Here is a 20,950-nt window from a genome sequence, read left to right on the forward strand (position 1 = left end):
CCCGGAATTCCGGGGACAGCCGGTCGGACGTCCCCTCCGCCCTTGCGGGGGAGGGACAGGGTGGGGGGAAGGTGCCACCATTTCAGCCAGATAGCAGCTTCACCCACCCCCTGGCCCCCTCCCGTCAAGGGAGGGGGGATCTTCCTGACGCTGGCTCCCCGGCATTCCCGGAAGAGCCAAGATTTACGGGGGAACGAGAATAATGGACGGTGCGCCAGACCGGGAAGTGTTAAAAAGAGTCTTCGCCGCGGCCCTCGCGGCAGTCGACCCGCGTTGCGCCCTCGGGCCGCACCTGAACGAGGTGCGGAAACTCTACCGCGGGGGGAGCTTTGATCGCCTGTTGGTGGTGGGATTCGGCAAGGGAGCGCTCCCGATGGCACACGCCGCCGAGGAAGCTCTTCTAGACGATATCGCTGCCGGCGCAGTCATAGTGCCGCGCGGCTCCGCAGCCGGACGACTGCCGGAGAGAGTTCGGGTCCTGGAAGGGAGCCATCCCCATCCCGACGAGCATAGCGTGACGGCGAGCCGGGAGGTTGTGCAACTGCTCCAGGGAGTGGACGCGAGGACGCTCCTTCTTGTCCTTGTCTCCGGGGGAGGGTCTGCCCTATTCACCATGCCGGCTCCGGAAATCACACTGGAAGAAAAGGCAGTCACGTCGCGGCTTCTTATGGAAGCCTCTGCCGACATATTCCAGCTAAATACGGTGCGCAAGCATCTCTCCGCGGTAAAGGGAGGACAGCTGGCGGCGCTGGCACATCCGGCGCGTACTGTCGTCCTTGCTGTTTCCGACGTTCCCGGCGATCGCCCCGAGATCATAGCCTCCGGTCCGGCGTATCCCGATCCTTCCACCTTCGCCGATGCCGTCGACATCCTCGATCATTTCGATCTGCTGGAAAAAGTGCCACCCGCTGTGAGGGATCGGCTGGTACGGGGAGCGCAGGGGCAGGTTCCCGAGACGCCGAAGCCGGAGGATCCGATCTTTGCCGCGGTGCAGACCACCATTGTGTCCACCAACCGCGACGCGAAGGATGCCGCAGCGAGTGAGGCGGCGCGCCTCGGGTTGAAGGTCCGCCTCATGGAGGAGCCGGTATGCGGCGAGGCAAGAGTGGCTGGAGAGCGACTCGCGCAACTCGCGCTGGGGGAACGGTCGCGACTGAGGCAAGGGGAACGGCTTTGCCTGGTGAGTGGCGGCGAGACTACGGTCAAGGTAACGGGGAGTGGGAAAGGTGGCCGAAATCAGGAACTCGCGCTCTCTTTTGCCATGGCTGTCGCGGGAGAGCCGGGAGTCGCGCTTCTTTCCGCCGGGACCGACGGGATAGACGGACCTACTGATGCTGCAGGGGCGATAGTAGACGGCGAGACGGTGCCGCGGGCGCGGGAGGCGGGGATGGAGCCGGAGCTATACCTGCAGAATAACGACGCCTACTCTTTTTTCGATCCGCTTGGTGCGCTTGTCAGAACGGGCCCCACCGGGACGAATGTGATGGACCTGCAGATCGCGGTGATCTCGGGGTAAGGCCTCCTGCATAAGGAGAATCGGCGACGGTCCAGGACATCTCAACTCCGTCGGCATTGCGTCCCTCCCCTTTCAAGGGGGAGGACAGGAGGGGGATGGGGTTCAGCTCACTCACCGACTTCTACCCCATCCCCACCCTGTCCCTCCCCTTGAAAGGGAGGGGACGCTTGGGCGCCTGATGTTCATAGGTGAACCAATTACGAGCGTTGTCGCGAGAACCTGCCGGAAACGCTGCGCTTATTCCGGCCTACAACTGCTCCCCCTTTCCTCTCGCGCGCATCACGGCACCAGCACGATCTTCCCGAAGGTGCTCTTCTCCATCACCAGATGATGCGCCTGCGCCGCTTCGGAGAGCGGCAACTCCTTGCTTACCACGGGGCGCAACGTCCCGCTTTCCAGCCCCGCCCGAAAAGCCGCATGCATCTCCTGGTGCTCCCGCTCGGTGGCATTGAAGAGGGTGATCCCCATGACCGCGCTTTCCCGCTTCATCAGGTCTCGCGGGTCGATCTCCACGCGGCCCCGGCTCCCGACCACGACCACCCTCCCCCCCTGGGCGAGCGCGCCCAGGTCCTCTCCGAGATTGACGTTGGCGAGCATCTCCAGTATCACGTCGAGGCCCCTGCCGCACGTCTTCTCCGCAAGCTGCCGGAGGTGGCCGGGGGCATGGTGGTCGATGACCTCGTGAGCCCCCTGCTCCAGTACGAGGCGCCTCCCCTCCTCGCTCCCCGCAGTGGCGAGGACCCAAAGGCCCGCCCCCCTCGCCAGCTGTACTGCGGCTATGCCTACCCCGCCGCTGGCGCCATGAACGAGAACCGTCTCTCCACCCTTTGCCTGTGCTTTCTGAAAAAGGGCGCGGTACGCAGCACCGTACGGCACTCCGATTGCCGCCCCTTGGGCAAAGCTGATCCGGTCCGGAAGAGGATGGGTCTGGAACTCGTTGCAGAGCACCTTTTCGGCATACGTTCCGCTGATGCAGAACGCGACGTACACCCGCTCTCCCACCTTGCGGTGACGCACCCCTTCACCGACTGCTTCGATTATCCCTGCGCCGTCTATCCCGGGGGTAAAGGGGAAAGGAACCTCGCCGTAAATTCCGCTCCGGATGTAGGTATCGACCGGATTTACCCCCGCCGCCGCAACCTTCACCACCACCTGCCCCGGTCCGGGGTGGGGATCCGGAAGGTCCGCCAGCTTCATGATCTCCGGCTCTCCGAAGCTTCCAATCGCTATCCCTTTCATACGCCCTCCTTGCGTTCCGCCTTTTCTGCTCGCGTTCGAGGCCAACTTCAGTATACCAGCCGCTCCTCCCCCCTCAATTAATGTGTAAACAGGCCTTTCGGAAGATTTTTCACATGCGGCGATTGCAGTCCCACGCCAGTGTGTAAAGATTCAGGTACTGCGAAGCCCCGCCCCATGCGGCACCACGAGGGAAAGGACTGCAGAGGGAACCGCTCCCCCGGATCCCCCTCCGGACTTTCCGGATGCAAAGGGGACGCTGACACTTCAATGCAATGATAAAGGACGGGACCTGATGCGGATCTCCTCAATCCTCGCCTTCTCGGCGCTTATCGCCGCATTTCCTCTCGCTCTCTCCGCACATGCCGATCCCGGCTGGAAGATGGCCGGTGTCAGGGCAGGGCTGTCCGCGACGTCGCACTACACCTACTACCACGAGTACGAGGCCTTCACCGTCTTCGAGACCCCTCTCAGCTGGCGCTCCGCTGGCGGCTGGGGACTCACCACGCGGGTGGAGGGCTCGGCGGGCGCCCTGCACAGCCAAGGTGTGGATGCCTTCATCGGGATGGTGGGGCCGGACTTTGCCGTGGACAAGAAGGGGATACCGCTGGAGCTGAATGCCGGGCTCAACTTAGCCTTCCTCAGCACGGCGCATTTCGGCAGGGACAACTTCGAAGGTAACCTGCAGTTCGCATCCCACATCGGCGTGAACTTTCGCTTCACCGACCTGCTGGGAATCGGGTACCGCTTCCAGCACATGTCCAACGGCAACCTCTACGGCGGGAACAACCAAGGGCTGAACCTGCACATGGCCAGCCTGATCTTCTATCTGGACTAATACCGGTGGCGGCGGCCGTCACCACTTCCTATTTCATGGCGAGCTTCTCGCCCATCAAACGCGGCAGTCCCGCATGGAGGTGCCTATGGAATCGCAAACCTTTCGAGCCCTGGTGGCAGAAGAGAGCGCGCCGGGGCAGTTCACCCGCCACCTGCGCAGCAGGCGGACAGATGAGCTCCCGGAAGGGGCCCTCCTGGTCAGGGTGCAATTCTCCTCCCTCAACTACAAGGATGCCCTTTCCGCCATGGGACGCCCCGGCGTCACGAAGCGCTACCCCCACACCCCGGGGATCGACGCCGCGGGGGAAGTCGTCTCCTGCGCCGACGGGGCCTTCAACCCCGGCGACCAGGTCATCGTCACCGGCTACGATCTGGGGATGAACACTCCCGGCGGTTTCGGACAGTTCATCAGGGTCCCTTCCTCCTGGGGAGTGAAGCTTCCGAAAGGGCTCACGGCAAAGCAGAGCATGATTCTTGGCACCGCAGGGCTCACGGCGGGTCTCTCCCTGCACCGGCTCCTCGCCTCCGGGATGACACCGCGCCGTGGGGAGATGGTGGTGACGGGCGCCACCGGCGGCGTCGGGAGTATAGCCGTCGAGCTCCTTTCCCGGGCGGGGTTCGAGGTCGTCGCGGTCACCGGGAAGCAGTCGGAGACGGGCTTTCTGCGCCACCTCGGTGCGAAGGAGGTGGTTGGCCGCACCGAGATCCTCGAGGGCGCCCAGAGACCCCTTATGACGGAACGGTGGGGTGGCGCGGTCGATGTCGTCGGCGGCGAGATCCTGTCGGCGGTGATCAGGTCGACCCGCTACGGCGGGGTGGTGACCTGCTGCGGCCTCGCCGGGTCGGCCGAGCTTCCCCTGAACGTCTACCCCTTCATCCTGCGGGGGATCACCCTCGCCGGCATCGACTCGGCACAGTGCCCGGCGAAACTGCGGGAAGAGGTCTGGCAGAAGCTCGCCGGGCCGTGGAAGCCGCACGAGATCCTGGAGAGTGCCTCTTCCTGCACGCTCGAGTCCCTCGAGGAGAAGTTCCCCGCCATCCTCGACGGGAAGCTGCGCGGCAGGACCGTCGTGCAGCTGCCGGGGTAAAAAGGGCGCCATCCTTCTTTGCTGTTGACATTGCCGCTCCGTGAATCTAGATTACCGCCTGAAAATTGGCGGGGTTGCACCGGTGAGATCTCCCGCTTGCTCATTAAAGAAGGCGCCGCCCCTGCGATCAAGGCAGCGGCGGCGCCTCCTCTTGTGGCTCACCGCACCTGGATTCCGGAGGAACGGAAGATGAAGCTTGGCGAGTTGCTGGTACGGGCGGGGAAGATATCCCCGGCCCAGCTTGAGGAGACCCTGAAAGGGCAGGTCATTTTCGGAGGGAAACTCGGTACCAACCTGGTGGAGATGGGGTATCTGGAAGAGAAGGATCTTGCGGATTTTCTGAGCCAGAAGACCGGCGTCCCCCCCGCCCACCCCGAACAGATCATGAATATCTCCGCGGAGGTGAAGAAGATCCTCCCCGCCGAGACGGTGAAGAAGCACCGGGTCGTCCCGGTAGAGCTGCAAAATCGCAAGCTTCTTCTCGCCATGGGGAACCCCTCCGACTTCGCCACCATCGACGAGATATCCTTTCTCACCGGCTACATCGTGAAGCCCCTCGTCACCCCCGAACTGCGCCTTTTGAGCGCCATGGAGAAGCATTACGACATCCGGCGGGAAATGCGCTACATAAGCGTCTCCGGAGGTGGCAGGGCTTCCCGGCGTGCGGGTGCTCCCCCCTCCTTCCAGGAAGAGCAGATCAAGCAAAAGGTCGCACCGCCGAAGCCGAAGGAGGCACACCTCGCAGAGGAAGAGATCCTCGATCTCCCTCCCCTCTCCGAGTACCTCGGCGATGACGATGACGCGGCGCTGGAGCTCACCCCTCTCGATCTCGCGCCCTTTGATGCGGCTCCTCCCCCGCCGGCGCCCGTCCCGGTCGAGAAGACGCAGGGGTACACCGTCGAGGAGGTGCTCACAGGGCTCTCGGAGGCACGCGACCGGGACGACATAGCGAGGCTCCTGGTGCACCACACCGCGCAGCGCTTCGAGGCGAGCGCGCTCTTCCTGATAAAGGGGGAAAAGGGGTCGGGGTGGCTGGCGCGGCGACGCACCGAAGAAGTCGCCGGTTTCGACGCGCTGGAGATCAGGATGGACGAGCCGTCCGTCCTGAAGACGGTGGTGGAGCAGCGCTCCTTCCACCTGGGGCCGCTCCCGATATCACCGGCAAACGGGAGGATCGCAACCACCCTCGGCGCCCAGCGCGCCCACACACTCCTCATCCCGCTCATGCTGATGGGACGTGTCGTCGCCGTCCTCTATGTGCAGGGTGAGCCGGTGCAACTGGGGAAGGAGTTGCCCCCCCTGCAGAAACTGGTGGCAAAAGCTTCACTGGCATTCGAGATCCTCATACTCAAAGCAAAGATCCTCGCGCCGTAGAAACTCGAGCTTTTCTCTCACTGCAAAAAAAATTAACGATACCCTCTTACTTTTTATTGACAGAAAACGCTGCTACGCTACATTAGACAACGTGTTTAAGACCTTCACCCAGATGAAAGGTTCTTATGCCGGTAAGCGCACAGCAAACAGATCTTATCTCTCTGGCCGTCTATACCTTTCTGGCGGTCGTCATCATTAGCGCGCTTCTTTCCGCTGCCTATTTTCTCGGCTCCGGGAAAAGCGCCCCCAGCAAGACCGCGCCGTATGAATCGGGCATAGCGCCGACCGGCAGCGCCAACCAGGCCTCGCAAGTCCCCTTCTATCTCGTTGCCATATTTTTCATAGTCTTCGACGTCGAGGGCGCCTTCATCTTCACCTGGGGAACCGCGTGGGACCTCCTGGGGATCCCCGGGCTGGTCCACATGACCGTTTTCATCGCAGTCCTCCTTCTCGGTCTCGCCTGGCTCTGGATCAAGGGGGGGCTGGACTGGGGCCCCTCCGCCGGCCGCGCCGTGGGGACTCCTGGCGCAAGCCTGAAACACCGTGAAATGCCGCTGAAGGAAGGGTAGCCGCCTTGTAGACATACCATCTTCCCAATCGAGCACCTGCGTGCTCTTCGTCATCAGTCTCCAAGCTTCACTTCAGTTTCACTGGAGTCGCCTTGAAAGAGCCTGGTACCGATATACCGGACAATGTCCTCCTCACCTCCCTCGATGACCTCATCAACTGGGGGAGGGCCAACTCCTTGTGGCCGATGTTCTTCGGCCTCTCCTGCTGCTTCGTCGAAATGATGACCTCCTTCACCTCCCGCTACGACATCTCCCGCTTCGGCGCGGAGGTGCTGCGCGGCACCCCCCGGGAGGCGGACCTCATGGTTATCGCCGGTACCGTCTTCAAGAAGATGGCGCCGAGCATCCTGAAGCTCTACGACCAGATGGCCGAGCCGAAGTGGGTCATCTCCATGGGGAGCTGCGCCAACTCCGGCGGGATGTACGACGTGTACAGCGTCGTGCAGGGGGCGAACCAGATCCTGCCGGTGGACGTCTACGTACCGGGGTGCCCCCCCACGCCGGAGGCCTTCCTGGAAGGGCTCATGCTCTTGCAGAAGAAGATCAGGGCGGAGGAGCACCCGGCCCGGCCGGTGCTGGGACTTTCCGGCGGGAGCCAGGGGACCAGCGCCCCGGTTCTGCTCGACGGTGTGACTAAATCTCGCGACACCAGGGGCCCCGGTATGGAATCTATCGCCATCCGGGGTTCTTCTATGCAGCCCCCCCGTTTTTACGCCCCGCGCTCCGACGACTTGTGGCGTCCCCCCCCTCCGAAACTCCCCTTTACCGACTTCGGCCTCGACGGAGAGCTCGAGGCGCTCTTCGGAGGGGAGGTCCGCCTCGACCCGGACGCCACAGATCTCCCCACCTACCGCGTCTCGCCAAAGGCAGTGCCGGATGTGCTGAAGCATCTGAAGACCCGCTCCGGCGGCGCCTTCAGGAGGCTCGAGGACATAGCCTGCGTCGACGAGTCCGCGCGGCGGGAGCGCGGCTCTTTCAAGGACTTCACCATCAACTATCACCTCCTCTCTTTCGAAAAGCCGGGGCGGCTGCGGATCAAGACGGAGCTGGAGGGGGAGTACCCGGAGATGCCGTCGGTGACGGAGGTATTTCCGGTCGCCAACTGGTACGAGCGGGAGGCGTTCGACATGTTCGGGATCCGCTTCCCCGGGCACCCGAAGCTGCACCGTATCCTCATGCCGGACGACTGGCCCGGGCACCCGCTGCGCAAGGAGCACCCCGCCCGCGCGACGGAGATGCCCCCCTATACCGTCACGGAGGGGATGAAGCGGCAGGCGGCGCCTGCGACGGAATTCTTCGACAGGGTGGACGAGGAGACGCTCATCCTTAACCTCGGACCCCAGCACCCCGGGACCCACGGAGTCATCCGCTTCATCCTGAAGCTTTCGGGGGAGGAGATCGTCGATATCCACACCGACATCGGATTCCACCACCGCGCCGCGGAAAAGACGGGGGAGCGCCAGAACTGGCACCAGTACATGCCGTACACGGACCGGGTCGACTACCTCGCCGGCGTGCAGAACAACCTGGCATACGTGAACTCGGTGGAAAAGCTGTGCGGCATCGACATCCCGGACCGGGCGATCCACATCAGGGTCATGCTCGCGGAGCTTTTCCGGCTGGCAAGCCACCTGGTGTGGCTCGGCACCTTCGCGGCCGACCTCGGCGCCATGACCCCGGTCTTTTACACCTTCACCGACCGGGAGAAGATCTTCTCCATCATAGAGGCGGTCACCGGGGCGCGGATGCACCCCGCCTACTTCAGGATCGGCGGTGTCGCCGACGACCTGCCGGACGGCTGGCAGGATCTCGTGAAGGAAGTGCTGGAATGGCTCCCCCCGCGCATCGCGGAGTACGAAAAGCTACTCACCGGCAACCCCATATTCACCGCGCGGCTGAAGGGGGTTTCGGCAATCACCCTCGACCAGGCGATGGAGTGGGGGATCAGCGGCCCCAATCTGAGGGCGTGCGGCATCGACTGGGACTTGAGGAAGAAGATGCCGTACTGCGGCTACGACCGCTTCAACTTCGAGGTGCCGACCGCCGACACCGGCGACTGCATGGGGAGATATCTCGTGCGCATGGAGGAGATGAGGCAGTCGATCTCCATCGTGCGGCAGGCGGCCGAGGGGATGCCGGGGGGGCGCTGGGTGTCGAAGGATTACCGCTACGTCCTGCCGCAAAAGCACGACACGCTGCACGACATCGAGTCGTTGATCCATCACTTCGTGAACGCGACCCGGGGGATGTCCCCGCCGGTGGGGGAGTGCTACGCCCCGATCGAGGGCCCCAAGGGGGAGTACGGCTACTTCGTGGTCTCCGACGGCCTGCACACCGCCTATCGGATGCGCCTCAGGACGCCGAGCTTCCCGCACATCCAGGCGCTCCCGGTCCTCAGCAAGGGGTGGCTCGTCGGCGACTTCCTGGCCATTATCGGCTCCATCGACTTCGTGCTGGGGGACCTCGACCGGTAAATCAGTCAGACAGGTCTGACCGGTCTGACAAGTCTGACCAGTCTGACCTGTCGGACTGTGAGAGCAGAAGGGGCACCATGATCCCAGAGAAACTGAAAAATGCCCTGCAGCAGCGTGTGGCAGCCGCGGTGACAGCGCGTGAGGCGGCGGTCGACGTCATGAAGGCGCTGCAGGGGCACTACGGCTGGCTGACCGACGAGGCGGTGGAGGAGGCGGCAGCGCTTCTCGGCCTCTCGACGCTGCAGGTGGAGGAGCTCGCCACATTTTACGAAAAGATCTACCGCCGCCCGGTGGGAAAGAAGGTGATCCACGTCTGCGACTCCATCTCCTGCTGGTGCGCCGGGAGCGGCGAGGTCCTTGAGCGCCTGAAGGAGAGGCTCGATGTGGAAATCGGCGGCACCACCTCTGACGGAGCCTTCACACTCATCCCCTGTTGCTGTCTCGGCATGTGCGGCGACGGCCCGGCCCTTTCGGTGGGCGAGACGCAGTACGGCCATGTGACAGCGAAGCGGGTCGACGAGATTCTGGAACTGGAGCGCCAGGCGCTGGCGCGCTACGGGAAATAACCGCAAGGGTAAGGCATGGAACTTCTCCTCTTCAGACATAACCGCTCCGGGCGCAGCGTCACCTTCGAGGAGTACCGCGCGGAGGGCGGCTTTGAGGGGCTGAAGCAGGCGCTGGGCATCTCCCCCGCCGAGGTGCAACAGGCGGTGATGGACTCCGGGCTGCGCGGCCGCGGCGGGGCCGGCTTCCCTACCGGCCGGAAGTGGTCCTTTGTTCCGAAGGACGCACCGGGGGCGCGCTGGCTCATCTGCAACTGCGACGAGATGGAGCCCGGAACGTACAAGGACCGGGTCCTCCTTGAAGCGAACCCCTACTCCCTCGTGGAGGGGATGGCTATCGCCTGCTACGCCCTCGGAGTCCGGCACGCCTTCGTCTTCATCAGGCGCGACTATGAGAAGGCGGCGCAGAATGTGGAAAAGGCGATCGCCGAGGCGCACCGGGCGGGGTTCCTCGGGGAGAAGCTTCTGGGGAGCGACTTCTCCGTCGACATCGACGTGCACCTCTCCGCCGGCCGCTACATCTGCGGCGAGGAGACGGCGCTGATGAACGCGCTCGAGGGGAAGAGGCCGAACCCGCGGTCGAAGCCCCCCTTCCCGGCGGTGAAGGGGCTCTGGGGGGGACCTACGGTGGTGAACAACGTGGAGACACTTGCCAATGTCCCGGCGATCATCGCCCGCGGCGCGGCGTGGTTTAAGGGGCTTGCCGCCACACCGGAGGGGGCCGGCACGAAGCTCTTTTGCACCAGCGGCTCGGTGAACAACCGCTGCTGCATCGAGCTCCCCATCGGTACGACGCTCGGCGAGATTATCGAGGGACCGTGCGGCGGGATGCTCCCGGGAAAGAGGTTCAAGGCGTGCATCCCCGGGGGTGCGTCGACCCAGTTTCTGACCCCGGACCACCTGAACCTCCCGATGGACTTCGACACCGTCGCGAAGGCGGGCTCGCGCCTCGGCACCGGCGCCGTCATCGTCTTTGACGAGGATACCTGCCTCGTCGGCGCCACCCTGAACCTCATCACCTTCTTCGCCCGCGAGTCGTGTGGCTGGTGCACGCCGTGCCGGGAGGGGCTCCCCTACGTGAAGGAGATCCTGACGCGGATCGAGACGGGGCGCGGCGAGGAGGAGGACCTCGGGCTCCTGCGGGAGCATATGAAATACCTCTACTTCACCTTCTGCGCCCTCGCGCCGGGGGCGATGGGTCCGCTGGAGGGGCTCTTCAACCACTTTGAGGACGAGATCAGGGAGCACATAACGAAGAGACGCTGCCCCTTCAGAAGACACGTCTGAGGCAGGAACAGAGAGGGTCATGCCGAAGCTCATCATAGACGACATAGAGGTGGAGGTAGCGCCAGGGACGAGCGTGCTCGAGGCGGCGCGCAGCGTCGGGATCGTCATTCCCCACTTCTGCTACCACCCCGCCCTCGCCATCGCCGCGGCCTGCCGCCTGTGCGCCGTCAAGGTTCTCGAGGGGCCGGTGAAGGGGATCCAGATGTCGTGCGCACTGGCATCCGCTGACGGGATGGTCGTGTCCACGAGGGACCCCGAGGCGCTGAAGATGCGCAGCCTGGTGATAGAGTGGCTCATGCTGAACCACCCCCACGACTGCCCCGTGTGCGACGAGGGGGGGGAGTGTCTCCTGCAGGATTACACCATCGCCGGCGGCCACGGCCTGCGCCGATACCAGGGAAAGAAGCGCACCTTCCAGAACCAGTACCTCGGCGAATACATCTACCACGAGATGAACCGCTGCATCGAGTGCTACCGCTGCACCCGCTTCTACCAGGAGTTCGCCGGCGGCACCGACTTCGGCCCGACCGGGATTGCCGGAAGGGTCTACTTCGGTCGCGCCGCAGACGGCCCGCTGGAATCCCCCTTCTCCGGAAACCTTCTCGACATCTGCCCCACCGGCGTCTTCACCGACAAGACCGCCCGCTTTCGCGCCCGCTACTGGGATTACGAGATGGCCTCCTCCGTCTGCCCCGGATGCTCCATGGGGTGCAACCTGACCCCTCAGTGCTACCAGCGCGAGCTCATCAAGATCTCGGCGCGCCGAAACGACGAGGTGAATGGCTGGTTCATCTGCGACAGGGGGCGCTTCGAGACGAAACCGGCGGTGAACGCTCCGGAGAGGCCGCGCTTTGCGCTGGTGGATGGGGGCAGGGTGACACCGGACGAGGCGATCGAGGCGCTTGCTGCGAGGCTGAAAAAGTTCGTCGAGGTGCACGGAGCGGAAAGGCTCGCCATCGCAGGCTCCCCCCGCCTCTCCCTGGAGGGGGGGATCCTACTCTCCCGCCTTGCCGCACTCTTTCCCGGCGCGTCCCTGTGCTACTTCGCGGAGAGTTCAGATGGGGATGCTAGCGGAGCAGCCGTGAAGGGGATGACAGGTGAGAGATGTGCCTCCCCGGTGGAGGTCGCGGGGGCGGACTGCATCGCCGTCACCTGCAGCGATCTCATGGAGCAGGCCCCGGTCCTCTCCCTCTTTGTGCGGCAGGCATGGCTGAAGGGTGCAAAGATCTTCCTGGTAGCGCGGGAGCCGGACCGCAAAAAGCTCGCGCGCCTCCCCTTTGAGTGCAGTGTGGTCCCATCTCTCCATGAGGTGCCGCTCTCCGAGGCGAAAAAGGGAGTTATCGTAGGGTACGGGCCTGAGATGGAAACGGCCGCTATCGAGGGGGGTGAAGGGACCCAGATGGCGATCCTCCTCCCCGGGCCGAATGCCTTCGGGGCCGCCCTCCTTGCCAGTGAGCACGGTGCGGTGACTCTTTCGGAGGCGGTCTCCCGCGGGGTGCAGGGGGTAGTGGCGGTGGAGGCGGACCTGCCGGAGGATCTTCTTTCATCCGTCACTATGATCGGCGCTGTCGATTGGCGCGCCACTCCCGCCGCGAGCGGTGCCGGGGTCTTTCTCCCGTCATCCGCCTGGCCGGAGTCGGACGGCATCTACATCAACTACGCAGGGAGGGCGCAGCGCTTCAGGCGGGCGATGCGCCCCGGTTTGCCGCTGCGCGGCCTCGATCCCCTCTACTACCGCGATACCGGCCGGGTCAGGGAAGAGACGCCGCCGGAGGGGACAATAGCGCTGCACCCGCCGAGGATCTTCCGCACTGCCCCGCCGGGAGGTGAGGCGTGCGAGGCGTGGCGCATCGTGGCCACCCTCGTGGAGAAGCTCTCCGGAGAAACGGTGCAGGAGCCGCTGACGGGAAAATGGAGTGCCTTGAGCGATCTCAGCTCCGAAGGGAAGGGTCGCACGGTGTGGGAAGCGATGCAGCTCTGACTCGAAGAACCTTTTGCGGGGACACATGAGTCTGGACACGATCGACATACTGTTCATGCTGGGAAAGATCCTGGCGCTCTACTTCGTGGTCCTCACCCTGGCGGCGTACCTCGTCTACGCGGAGCGCCGCCTCCTGGCCCGCATCCAGGACCGCATCGGCCCGAACCGCGTCGGTCCCATGGGACTCCTTCAGCCTCTCGCCGACCTCATCAAGATGCTCACAAAGGAAGACATGATCCCCGCAGGTGCCGATCGCCGGCTCTTCGCCATGGCCCCCGCCATGGCCGCCATCCCCGCCATCCTCACCTTCTCGGTCATCCCGGTCGCCGCCCCCCTCACCATCGCCGGGCACCAGGTAAACATGCAGATCGCCGACCTCGACGTGGGGCTCCTCTTCTTCCTCGCCCTCTCCTCCATCGCCGTCTACGGCATCGCGCTCGGGGGGTGGGCCTCCAACTCCAAGTACGCCCTCCTCGGCGGGATACGCGGGCTCTCCCAGCTTATCTCCTACGAGCTCTCCATGGGGCTCTCCCTCGTCCCGGTGGTCATGCTCGCCCGATCGATGCGCCTCTCCGACATCGTGAACGCCCAGGCGCAGATGCCCTTCATCGTGTACCAGCCGGTGGCCTTTCTGATCTTCCTGGTCAGCATCGTCGCCGAGTGCCGCCGCATCCCCTTCGATCTTCCGGAGGCGGAGGGGGAGCTCGTCGCCGGCTTCCACACCGAGTACTCCGGAATGCGCTTCGGCCTCTTCTTCGTCGGGGAGTATATCAACATCATCGCGCTCGGCGCTCTCGCCTCCGTCTTCTTCCTCGGGGGGTGGCGCGGGCCCCTTCTCCCCCCCATCGTATGGTTCTTCGTGAAGGTCTTTTTCTTCTGCTTTCTCTTCATCTGGCTCAGGGGAACCTTGCCGCGCCTGAGATACGACCAGCTGATGCACTTCGGGTGGAAGTTCCTCACCCCCCTTGCCGTCGTTAACATCCTGGCCACCGGGTGGTGGCTGGCTCTTCGGTAGCTGTTGTTGCCATGCAATCGCAAAAGGAGGAACTATGAACACGACAGTTGTAACGGAATCGGGAGAGGCATTCGTGCAAACGGTGGATGAAGTGGATCGCTACGGGCACACCCAGCTCATGCTGGCGGCCCGCGACGGCGATCTCCCCCTCACCAGGGACCTTCTGCAGAGCGGCGCGAACCTCGCGGCCCGCAGCGACAAGGGGAAGACTGCCCTGCACTATGCAGCCGCCAACGGCAGGGCGGAAGTGGTGCAACTCCTTCTCGCCAACGGGGCCGATATCGACGCGCGCGACTGGCAGGGGCACACCCCGCTGATGCTCGCCGCCAACTACGGCTGCACCCAGACCGTCGACGTCCTTATCAGTAATGGCGCCGATATCCTCGCGACGACTCCGGCCGGAAACACCGCCATGGTCTACGCCGAATGCAACCGCCACTCCCAGAGTCTCAGCCTCCTGATGCGGTCACTGCGCCCAAGCTAGCGGCACCGGAGGAGCCATGTCGGTCATCAAGGACATCCAGGAAATCCTTACTGGGCTCTCCATCACCCTCGGGCACATGCTCAAGAAGCCTGTCACCGTCCAGTACCCGGAAGTGAAGCGTCCTCTCCCGGAGCGCTTCCGGGGGGGGATCGTGCTGACCCGGGACCCCGACGGGGGGGAGCGTTGCGTCGCGTGCTATTTGTGCTCCGGCGCATGTCCGGTAGACTGCATTTCAATGGCGGCGGCCGAAGGGGAAAACGGCCGCCGCTACGCAGCCTGGTTTCGCATCAACTTCGCCCGGTGCATCCTCTGCGGCATGTGCGCGGAGGCGTGCCCCACCCTCGCGATCCAGATGACCCCGGGGCAGGTCCCGGTGCTGCGCGACGTCCTTGGGCTGGTGGCCGAGAAGGAAGATCTCCTCATCGACGGCACCGGGAAGGATCCGAACTACAATTTTTACGAGCACGCGGGGATAGGAGTGGTGAAGCCCCGCGGCGGCAACCCCGGCGAGATGCCGCCGGCCGATCCGCGCACCCTCCTCCCGTAACGGAATATCAGGAGCACCATGGAAGCGGTCATCTTCTACATACTCGCCGCAATGACGCTGCTCGGCACCTTCTGCGCCATCACGGAGAAGCACGCGGTGCACGCCATCATCTACCTGGTGACCTCCTTCTTCGCACTGGCGATCATCTTCTACCTCCTCGGCGCGCCGACCGTCGCCGCCTTCGAGGTCATCATCTATGCCGGCGCCATCATGGTCCTCTTCCTCTTTGTCATCATGATGCTCGACCTGAGCCACCCGGAGCGGATGAATATCCCCCGCCCGAGGGACTGCTGGCCGGCGCTCGTCATCTTCGCCGTCATCTGCGGCTCGGTGCTCGTCCTTGCCGCCAGCCATACCCCCGCCATCGCCCCCCCCTTTCGCGGCGTGACGGTGCGGGAGTTCTCGCTGGGGCTCTTCCGCCGCTACGGCGTCGCGGTCGAGCTCATCTCCATGCAGCTTCTCTTCGCCCTGGTCGGGGCGCTCTACCTCGGGAGGCGGCGATGAGCATACCCCTTTATCACGTCCTCGTTCTCGCCACCCTCATCTTCGCCATGGGACTCGGCTGCGTCGTCGTGTGGCGCGCCAACGTCATCATGATGCTCATCGGGATAGAGATCATGCTGAACGCTGTGATGCTGACCTTCGTCGCCGGCTCCGCCCACTGGGGTGGCCCCGACGGGCAGATTTTCTCCCTCCTGATAATGGCGCTCACCTCGGCGGAGGTCTCTCTCGCCCTGGCCATGGTTGTGTACCTGCAGCGGCGCAAGTCGACGGTGAACGCGGATGAATTCAGCAGCATGAAAGGGTAGACCTGGAATGTCCCCTCCCGCAACGGGAAGGGATGACGAGCTGGAGGGATTCCTTTTTCAAAAGTAGATACTCTGGCGGTACAGAGAGGGTGCTTCATGGCGACGTATCTGACACTCATGCTCCTCTTCCCCCTGCTCGGGGCGCTCCTCAATGCGCTGGGGGGGCATTTGCTGCCGCGGCGGGTGGTGGAGGTGGTCGCCTGCGCCACCGTCTGGGGGAGTTTCGCTTGCGCCCTCCTTGCCGCCACCGATTACACCGCTCCGGCGACGGTACTGCTCGCCTCCTGGCTCGCCACTTTCGATCTCGCCGCCCCCTTCTCCCTCTACCTTGACCCGCTCTCCCTCTCCCTTTGCGTCATGATCACCTTCGTGTGCGGGCTGATCCACCTCTACTCGGTCTTCTACATGGCCGGCGATGAAGGGTATGCGCGCTTCTTCGCGCTCCTGAACCTTTTCGTCTTCGCCATGCTCACCCTCGTCCTCGCGGAGAACCTGGTTCTGCTCTACCTCGGCTGGGAAGGTGTCGGCTTCTGCTCGTACCTCCTCATCGGGTTCTGGTACCGGGAGAAAGCGAACGCTGACGCGGGGCGAAAGGCATTCGTCACCACGAGGATCGGCGACACAGCTCTTGTCATCGCCATCGCCTGGCTCTTCCGCCTCTCCGGAAGCCTCTCGATCTTGCAGGTAAACAGCTTGGCGGGAGCAATCCCCCCCGCCACAGTTACCGCTATCGGCATCCTTTTGCTGATCGGGGCGACGGGAAAATCGGCGCAGCTTCCTCTCATGGTGTGGCTCCCCGATGCCATGGCCGGCCCGACCCCTGTCTCCGCACTCATCCATGCGGCCACCATGGTGACCGCCGGGGTGTACCTCCTGGCGCGTCTCTTCCCCCTGGCCGGATCGTCCCCGACGGTCTGCGCCGCCATCGCCCTCACCGGATGCCTCACCGCCTTCTACGGCGCCACCTGCGCCCTCGCGCAGCGCGACCTGAAGAGGGTGCTGGCATACTCCACCATCAGCCAGATCGGATACATGACCCTCGGCGTGGGGGCAGGGGCGATCACCGCCGCCACCTTCCACCTCCTGGTCCACGCCTTCTTCAAGGCGCTCCTCTTCCTCGGCGCCGGGTGCATCATCACCTCATTTCATCACGAGCAGGACATCTTCAGGATGGGGGGGGCCCGCCGCTCCATCCCCCTCACCTTCTGGACCTTCCTGGCGGGAGCCGCGTGCCTGGCGGGGATCCCCCTCACCGGCGGGTTCTTCAGCAAGGACAGCATTCTCGGTGCGGTGTGGTCGCGGGGGGATCTCCTCTACCGCGGACTCTACGTCCTGGCACTCCTGACCGCCCTCATCACCGCTTTTTATTCCTTCAGGCTCTGCTATCTCGTCTTCGGCGGAGAAGAGAAGGGGCACCCGCACCGCACGACGCAGTTGCGCGCCATGGAGATCGTGCTCATCCCCCTCGCGCTTCTGGGGGTCTTCGGCGGCATGCTGAACCTCCCCGGCTACCTGGGCGAAGGGTTCCTCGGCCACTTCCTCGCCTCCGTCCCCGGCGGCGCACCTGCGGAAGGGTCGCACGCCGAGGAGATCGCCCTGCAGGCGGTTGCCGGAGCTGTCGCCCTACTCGGCGTCGCCGCCGCGCACCTGCGCTACGGCGCGAAGAGAAGGGAGGACCGGATGAAAGAATCGGGGTCACCCTCCGCCGCGACCCTTTTCCTGCTGAACGGCTGGTACTTCGACCGCCTTTACGACCTCATATTCATCCGCCCCTTCAGGACCCTTTCCGCCTTCCTCTGGGAGCGCGTCGACGAGGGGATCATCGACGACTCCCTCGATCGCCTCGGGCACTTCCTCGGCGGATGCGGCTCCGCGCTCGGGCAGTGGAGCAGCGGCAAGATTTCCCTTTACCTCATCAGCTTCGCCGCGGGGTGCGCCTGCATTCTCGTCTACCTCGCCTGGGTCGCGCTATGAACATACTCTCCATCTTCATCTTCCTCCCTCTGGCCGGCGCCCTTCTGGCCTTCGCCCTGCACCGTAACCCCGACGGGGTGCGGACCGTGGCGCTGGGGACCGCCCTTGTCGAGCTGGCGCTCTCCGCCTACCTCTGGGCCGCCTCCGGCGTCTCCTCTCTCGGTGCGGGTGGCGGCTTTTTCCTCCTGGAGGACCTTCCCTGGGTGGAGCAGTTCGGCATGCGCTACACGGTCGGGATGGACGGGATCAGCCTCGTCATGACTATTCTCACCGCCTTTATCACCGTGATCGCCGTCCTCGTGTCGTGGCGCGGGATCCAGCAGAGGGTCCCCCTCTACTACGCCCTCCTCCTGGTACTGGAGACGGGGATACTCGGCGTCTTCCTGGCGCTCGACCTCTTTCTCTTCTACCTCTTCTGGGAGGCGATGCTGATCCCCATGCTCTTCCTCATCGGGATCTGGGGGCACGGGCGGCGGGTCTACTCCGCCGTGAAGTTCTTCCTCTACACCTTCTTCGGGTCGCTCCTGATGCTGGTGGCGATCATCTCCCTCTACCTCATGCATGGGACGCAAAGCGGCGCCTACAGCTTTGCCCTCACCGATCTCGCCCGCACGACGGTGCCGTACGGGCTGAGCCTGTGGCTCTATGCCGCCTTCCTTTTCGCCTTCGCCATCAAGTTCCCGGTCTTCCCGCTGCACACCTGGCTCCCCGACGCCCACACGGACGCACCGACCGCAGGGAGCGTCGTGCTGGCAAGCCTCCTTTTGAAGACAGGCGCCTACGCGCTGGTGCGCATCGGCTATCCCCTCTTCCCGGAGGCGGCACGCGCGACGACCCCTCTTTTGTACGCGGCTGCCGTCATCGGCATCATCTACGGCTCCTGGGTCGCCTTTGCGCAGAAGGACATGAAGCGCCTCGTCGCCTACTCCAGCGTCGGGCACATGGGCTTCGTGGCGCTGGGGATCGCGGCGTGGACGCCGGTGGCGCTCTCCGGCTCCCTCCTGCAGATGGTGAATCACGGCGTCACCACCGGAGCGCTCTTCGCCATCGTGGGGATGCTGGACGAGCGGGCGCATACGCGGGAGATCGAGAGCTACGGCGGGCTGTGGGGGAAGGTCCCCATGCTGGCGTTCTTCTTCCTCTTCTTCTCCATGGCCTCCGCCGGCCTGCCGGGGTTGAATAACTTCACCGGCGAATTCCTCGTTCTCACCGGGACGTTCCGCGTTGCCCCTCTGGCTGCAACGGGAGCCTTTCTCGGCATGGTGCTGGCGCTTATCTACACGGTCCGCCTGGTGCAGGAGATCCTCTTCGTCACGGAAAAGAAGCCCCTTTCGCTCGGAGACCTGTCACTGCGCGAGGGGGCTGTCCTCTCGGTTCTCGCGGTGGCCGCGCTCTACCTCGGCGTCCATCCGGGGCCGGTACTTGAACTGATCAAAACGCCGGTGGCGCTTCTCACCGGCCATCCTTGAAGAAAACGTCCGGAGTACCTGCATGACGCAAGCAGACGCCATCGCCATGATGCCGATCATCATCACCGCCGCCGCCGCGCTCCTCGTCCTCATTTGCGGACCGTTTCTCCCCCGCGGCATAGTCAGCGGCGCCAGCGTCGCTGCGGCCGTCGCTGCCGGCGTCTGGGCCGCCTGCACCCCGGCCTCCCCCTCCCTCTCCCTCCCGGGTGTCGGCTTCCCGGCGCTCGCCCGCTTCCTGATTCCTGTCGTCTGCTTCGGCGCCGCCATGACCATGCTTCTTTCCCACAGCTACAACACGCGGCGCGAGGTCCGGGGTGAGGAGTTTGCCGCGACGGTCCTCTTCTCCCTCTTTGCCATGTGCGTCCTCCCCTGCGGGAACAACCTGCTGATCCTCTTCCTGGCGCTTGAGTCGATCACCTTTTCCTTCTATATCCTCGTTTCCATGGACCTGCACCGCCTGGAATCCGGCGAGGCGGGGCTCAAATACCTCCTCATCGGAGCGGTGGCCGCCGCCATCATCGCCTTCGGAATCGCCCTCTTCTATGTGGGAAGCGGCACCCTGTCGCTGCAGGCGCTCCAACCCCGCCCCGAGAACCGCATTATCATCTCCGCCGGGTGGGGAATGGTCCTCCTGGGACTGGCCTTCAAGCTCTCCCTCGTACCCGCCCATCTGTGGACGCCGGACGTCTACCAAGGTGCCCCTGCGCCGGTCGCGGCCTTTCTCTCCACCGGGTCTAAGGTCACGGCCCTCGCCCTCTTCCTGCTCCTCCTCTCGCTCCTCCCACCGATTGAGGAGCTGCGCGCCCCCCTCTTTTTCCTCTCCCTTGCCTCCATGGTGCTCGGAAACCTGGCCGCCCTCCTGCAGCAGGACGTGAAGAGGATGCTTGCCTACTCCTCAATCGCTCAGATGGGATACCTGGCACTCGCCATCCTCACCGGCACCCGGGAGGGGTACGCCGCGGTCCTTCTGTATGCTGTCATCTACACCGCAATGAACCTCGCTGCGTTCGGCGCCATCTCGTCCCTCTCCGGCGCAAAGGAACGCTCCCTCATCGCCGAGTACTCCGGCGTCGGCTACTCTGCGCCATTTCGCGGAGGGGTCCTCGCCCTCTCCATGCTCGCTCTCGCCGGCATCCCCCCCACCGCCGGGTTCATGGGGAAGTTCTTCATCTTCTACTCCGCGGTGCGCGGCGGGGAGATGACGCTGGCGATCATAGGTATCTGCACGGCGGCAGCCTCCGCCTATTTCTACCTCCGTGTCGTGGTCTACCTGTACATGCGCACCGAACCTGCGCCGCAGCCAAGCCCCGTCACCGTCGGGGAAAGTGCCGCACTCTCCCTCTGCTCCCTCCTCATTATTGTCATTGGCGTGTACCCTGCTCCTCTGCTGCGCCTCGTCGACGCTGCACTCAGGTAACTGCGTCAGGTGCTCTTAGACGGACCGTTTTCCTTTCACTTGTTGAAGTGTATGCTTCCACTTTTTACACTCACTGTGTCTTCTCTATTATGATGACACTTCCCATCCGCTACTCCGCTATATAACGTACTGCACTCACTCATTTTGCCTTGACTTTTATCTCTCCTTCTACTAAGGTGCCGCTGTCTCACAGGCATTAAAGTCCGATATACGATAATACTAAACCACTCGCGAGGGTGGGACGGAAAGCCCAAGGGTCTCAAGTAGACAGCCGGGATGCCGAAATATCCGCAAGCTTTATGACTGCGTC

At 64.0% G+C, this 20,950-nt stretch carries 18 protein-coding genes and 1 riboswitch; of the genes, 17 read left to right on the forward strand and 1 reads right to left on the reverse strand.

Going from position 1 to position 20,950, the window contains the following annotated elements:
* Positions 1 to 202 precede the first annotated feature (202 nt).
* The gene (locus LPW11_RS07415) at positions 203 to 1,516 is read left to right on the forward strand and encodes a glycerate kinase type-2 family protein (RefSeq protein WP_230997488.1); all 1,314 of its coding nucleotides are present in this window, start codon (positions 203 to 205) and stop codon (positions 1,514 to 1,516) included.
* Positions 1,517 to 1,795: 279 nt separating this feature from the next.
* Here the strand turns inward: LPW11_RS07415 and LPW11_RS07420 are convergent, their stop codons facing one another.
* The gene (locus LPW11_RS07420) at positions 1,796 to 2,755 is read right to left on the reverse strand and encodes an NADPH:quinone reductase (protein ID WP_230997489.1); all 960 of its coding nucleotides are present in this window, start codon (positions 2,753 to 2,755) and stop codon (positions 1,796 to 1,798) included.
* A gap of 292 nt (positions 2,756 to 3,047) precedes the next feature.
* Here LPW11_RS07420 and LPW11_RS07425 point away from each other — a divergent pair, with 292 nt between their 5' ends.
* The 16 genes from LPW11_RS07425 to LPW11_RS07500 all read left to right on the forward strand — a co-directional run bounded on the left by LPW11_RS07425 (position 3,048) and on the right by LPW11_RS07500 (position 20,640).
* Positions 3,048 to 3,590 carry an acyloxyacyl hydrolase gene (locus LPW11_RS07425; protein WP_230997490.1) on the forward strand — a complete coding sequence of 181 codons (543 nt, stop codon included), beginning with the start codon at positions 3,048 to 3,050 and terminating at the stop codon, positions 3,588 to 3,590.
* A gap of 85 nt (positions 3,591 to 3,675) precedes the next feature.
* Entirely contained in the window at positions 3,676 to 4,677 is a 1,002-nt protein-coding gene (locus LPW11_RS07430; RefSeq protein WP_230997491.1) for a YhdH/YhfP family quinone oxidoreductase, read from the forward strand.
* A 96-nt stretch (positions 4,678 to 4,773) separates the two neighbouring features.
* Positions 4,774 to 6,051, forward strand: coding sequence for a general secretion pathway protein GspE (locus tag LPW11_RS07435; protein WP_230997492.1), 1,278 nt, complete (start codon positions 4,774 to 4,776; stop codon positions 6,049 to 6,051).
* A 125-nt stretch (positions 6,052 to 6,176) separates the two neighbouring features.
* Positions 6,177 to 6,620, forward strand: coding sequence for an NADH-quinone oxidoreductase subunit A (locus tag LPW11_RS07440; RefSeq protein WP_230997493.1), 444 nt, complete (start codon positions 6,177 to 6,179; stop codon positions 6,618 to 6,620).
* A 92-nt stretch (positions 6,621 to 6,712) separates the two neighbouring features.
* Positions 6,713 to 9,094 carry an NADH-quinone oxidoreductase subunit B/C/D gene (locus tag LPW11_RS07445; protein ID WP_230997494.1) on the forward strand — a complete coding sequence of 794 codons (2,382 nt, stop codon included), beginning with the start codon at positions 6,713 to 6,715 and terminating at the stop codon, positions 9,092 to 9,094.
* A gap of 77 nt (positions 9,095 to 9,171) precedes the next feature.
* Entirely contained in the window at positions 9,172 to 9,660 is a 489-nt protein-coding gene (nuoE, locus tag LPW11_RS07450; protein WP_230997495.1) for an NADH-quinone oxidoreductase subunit NuoE, read from the forward strand.
* Between the two features lie 15 nt (positions 9,661 to 9,675).
* Positions 9,676 to 10,944 carry an NADH-quinone oxidoreductase subunit NuoF gene (nuoF, locus tag LPW11_RS07455; RefSeq protein ID WP_230997496.1) on the forward strand — a complete coding sequence of 423 codons (1,269 nt, stop codon included), beginning with the start codon at positions 9,676 to 9,678 and terminating at the stop codon, positions 10,942 to 10,944.
* Between the two features lie 19 nt (positions 10,945 to 10,963).
* Positions 10,964 to 12,925 carry a 2Fe-2S iron-sulfur cluster-binding protein gene (locus LPW11_RS07460; RefSeq protein WP_230997497.1) on the forward strand — a complete coding sequence of 654 codons (1,962 nt, stop codon included), beginning with the start codon at positions 10,964 to 10,966 and terminating at the stop codon, positions 12,923 to 12,925.
* A gap of 25 nt (positions 12,926 to 12,950) precedes the next feature.
* Positions 12,951 to 13,940, forward strand: a complete 990-nt coding sequence (gene nuoH / locus LPW11_RS07465) for an NADH-quinone oxidoreductase subunit NuoH (RefSeq protein ID WP_230997498.1) — start codon at positions 12,951 to 12,953, stop codon at positions 13,938 to 13,940.
* Positions 13,941 to 13,974: 34 nt separating this feature from the next.
* Complete coding sequence (locus tag LPW11_RS07470) at positions 13,975 to 14,424, forward strand: ankyrin repeat domain-containing protein (protein ID WP_230997499.1); 450 nt, start codon at positions 13,975 to 13,977, stop codon at positions 14,422 to 14,424.
* 16 nt (positions 14,425 to 14,440) lie between these two features.
* The gene (gene nuoI / locus LPW11_RS07475; RefSeq protein ID WP_230997500.1) at positions 14,441 to 14,971 is read left to right on the forward strand and encodes an NADH-quinone oxidoreductase subunit NuoI; all 531 of its coding nucleotides are present in this window, start codon (positions 14,441 to 14,443) and stop codon (positions 14,969 to 14,971) included.
* 18 nt (positions 14,972 to 14,989) lie between these two features.
* Positions 14,990 to 15,475, forward strand: coding sequence for an NADH-quinone oxidoreductase subunit J family protein (locus LPW11_RS07480; protein WP_230997501.1), 486 nt, complete (start codon positions 14,990 to 14,992; stop codon positions 15,473 to 15,475).
* Positions 15,472 to 15,780: an NADH-quinone oxidoreductase subunit NuoK gene (gene nuoK / locus LPW11_RS07485; RefSeq protein WP_230997502.1), complete on the forward strand. Its 309-nt coding sequence runs from the start codon at positions 15,472 to 15,474 to the stop codon at positions 15,778 to 15,780. Before LPW11_RS07480 ends, nuoK begins: the two co-directional genes overlap by 4 nt.
* Positions 15,781 to 15,876: 96 nt before the next feature.
* Positions 15,877 to 17,754, forward strand: coding sequence for an NADH-quinone oxidoreductase subunit L (nuoL, locus tag LPW11_RS07490; protein WP_230997503.1), 1,878 nt, complete (start codon positions 15,877 to 15,879; stop codon positions 17,752 to 17,754).
* Entirely contained in the window at positions 17,751 to 19,223 is a 1,473-nt protein-coding gene (locus LPW11_RS07495) for a complex I subunit 4 family protein (protein WP_230997504.1), read from the forward strand. The genes nuoL and LPW11_RS07495 overlap by 4 nt, the downstream gene beginning before the upstream one ends.
* Positions 19,224 to 19,245: 22 nt before the next feature.
* Positions 19,246 to 20,640, forward strand: coding sequence for an NADH-quinone oxidoreductase subunit N (locus tag LPW11_RS07500; protein ID WP_230997505.1), 1,395 nt, complete (start codon positions 19,246 to 19,248; stop codon positions 20,638 to 20,640).
* A gap of 208 nt (positions 20,641 to 20,848) precedes the next feature.
* Positions 20,849 to 20,924, forward strand: a riboswitch (cyclic di-GMP riboswitch).
* The last annotated feature ends 26 nt before the right edge of the window (positions 20,925 to 20,950 follow it).

This window comes from Geomonas sp. RF6 (assembly GCF_021044625.1).
In the GTDB taxonomy this organism is placed as follows: domain Bacteria; phylum Desulfobacterota; class Desulfuromonadia; order Geobacterales; family Geobacteraceae; genus RF6.

Bases quoted from the DNA above. Each gene is read 5' to 3' on its own strand.
- nuoI (WP_230997500.1), top strand. From the start codon at position 14,441: ATGTCGGTCATCAAGGACATCCAGGAAATCCTTACTGGGCTCTCCATC.
- LPW11_RS07430 (WP_230997491.1), top strand. From the start codon at position 3,676: ATGGAATCGCAAACCTTTCGAGCCCTGGTGGCAGAAGAGAGCGCGCCG.
- LPW11_RS07415 (WP_230997488.1), top strand. From the start codon at position 203: ATGGACGGTGCGCCAGACCGGGAAGTGTTAAAAAGAGTCTTCGCCGCG.
- LPW11_RS07500 (WP_230997505.1), top strand. From the start codon at position 19,246: ATGACGCAAGCAGACGCCATCGCCATGATGCCGATCATCATCACCGCC.
- LPW11_RS07425 (WP_230997490.1), top strand. From the start codon at position 3,048: ATGCGGATCTCCTCAATCCTCGCCTTCTCGGCGCTTATCGCCGCATTT.
- LPW11_RS07480 (WP_230997501.1), top strand. From the start codon at position 14,990: ATGGAAGCGGTCATCTTCTACATACTCGCCGCAATGACGCTGCTCGGC.
- nuoF (WP_230997496.1), top strand. From the start codon at position 9,676: ATGGAACTTCTCCTCTTCAGACATAACCGCTCCGGGCGCAGCGTCACC.
- LPW11_RS07440 (WP_230997493.1), top strand. From the start codon at position 6,177: ATGCCGGTAAGCGCACAGCAAACAGATCTTATCTCTCTGGCCGTCTAT.
- LPW11_RS07460 (WP_230997497.1), top strand. From the start codon at position 10,964: ATGCCGAAGCTCATCATAGACGACATAGAGGTGGAGGTAGCGCCAGGG.
- LPW11_RS07420 (WP_230997489.1), bottom strand. From the start codon at position 2,755: ATGAAAGGGATAGCGATTGGAAGCTTCGGAGAGCCGGAGATCATGAAG.
- LPW11_RS07470 (WP_230997499.1), top strand. From the start codon at position 13,975: ATGAACACGACAGTTGTAACGGAATCGGGAGAGGCATTCGTGCAAACG.
- LPW11_RS07495 (WP_230997504.1), top strand. From the start codon at position 17,751: ATGAACATACTCTCCATCTTCATCTTCCTCCCTCTGGCCGGCGCCCTT.
- nuoE (WP_230997495.1), top strand. From the start codon at position 9,172: ATGATCCCAGAGAAACTGAAAAATGCCCTGCAGCAGCGTGTGGCAGCC.
- nuoK (WP_230997502.1), top strand. From the start codon at position 15,472: ATGAGCATACCCCTTTATCACGTCCTCGTTCTCGCCACCCTCATCTTC.
- nuoH (WP_230997498.1), top strand. From the start codon at position 12,951: ATGAGTCTGGACACGATCGACATACTGTTCATGCTGGGAAAGATCCTG.
- nuoL (WP_230997503.1), top strand. From the start codon at position 15,877: ATGGCGACGTATCTGACACTCATGCTCCTCTTCCCCCTGCTCGGGGCG.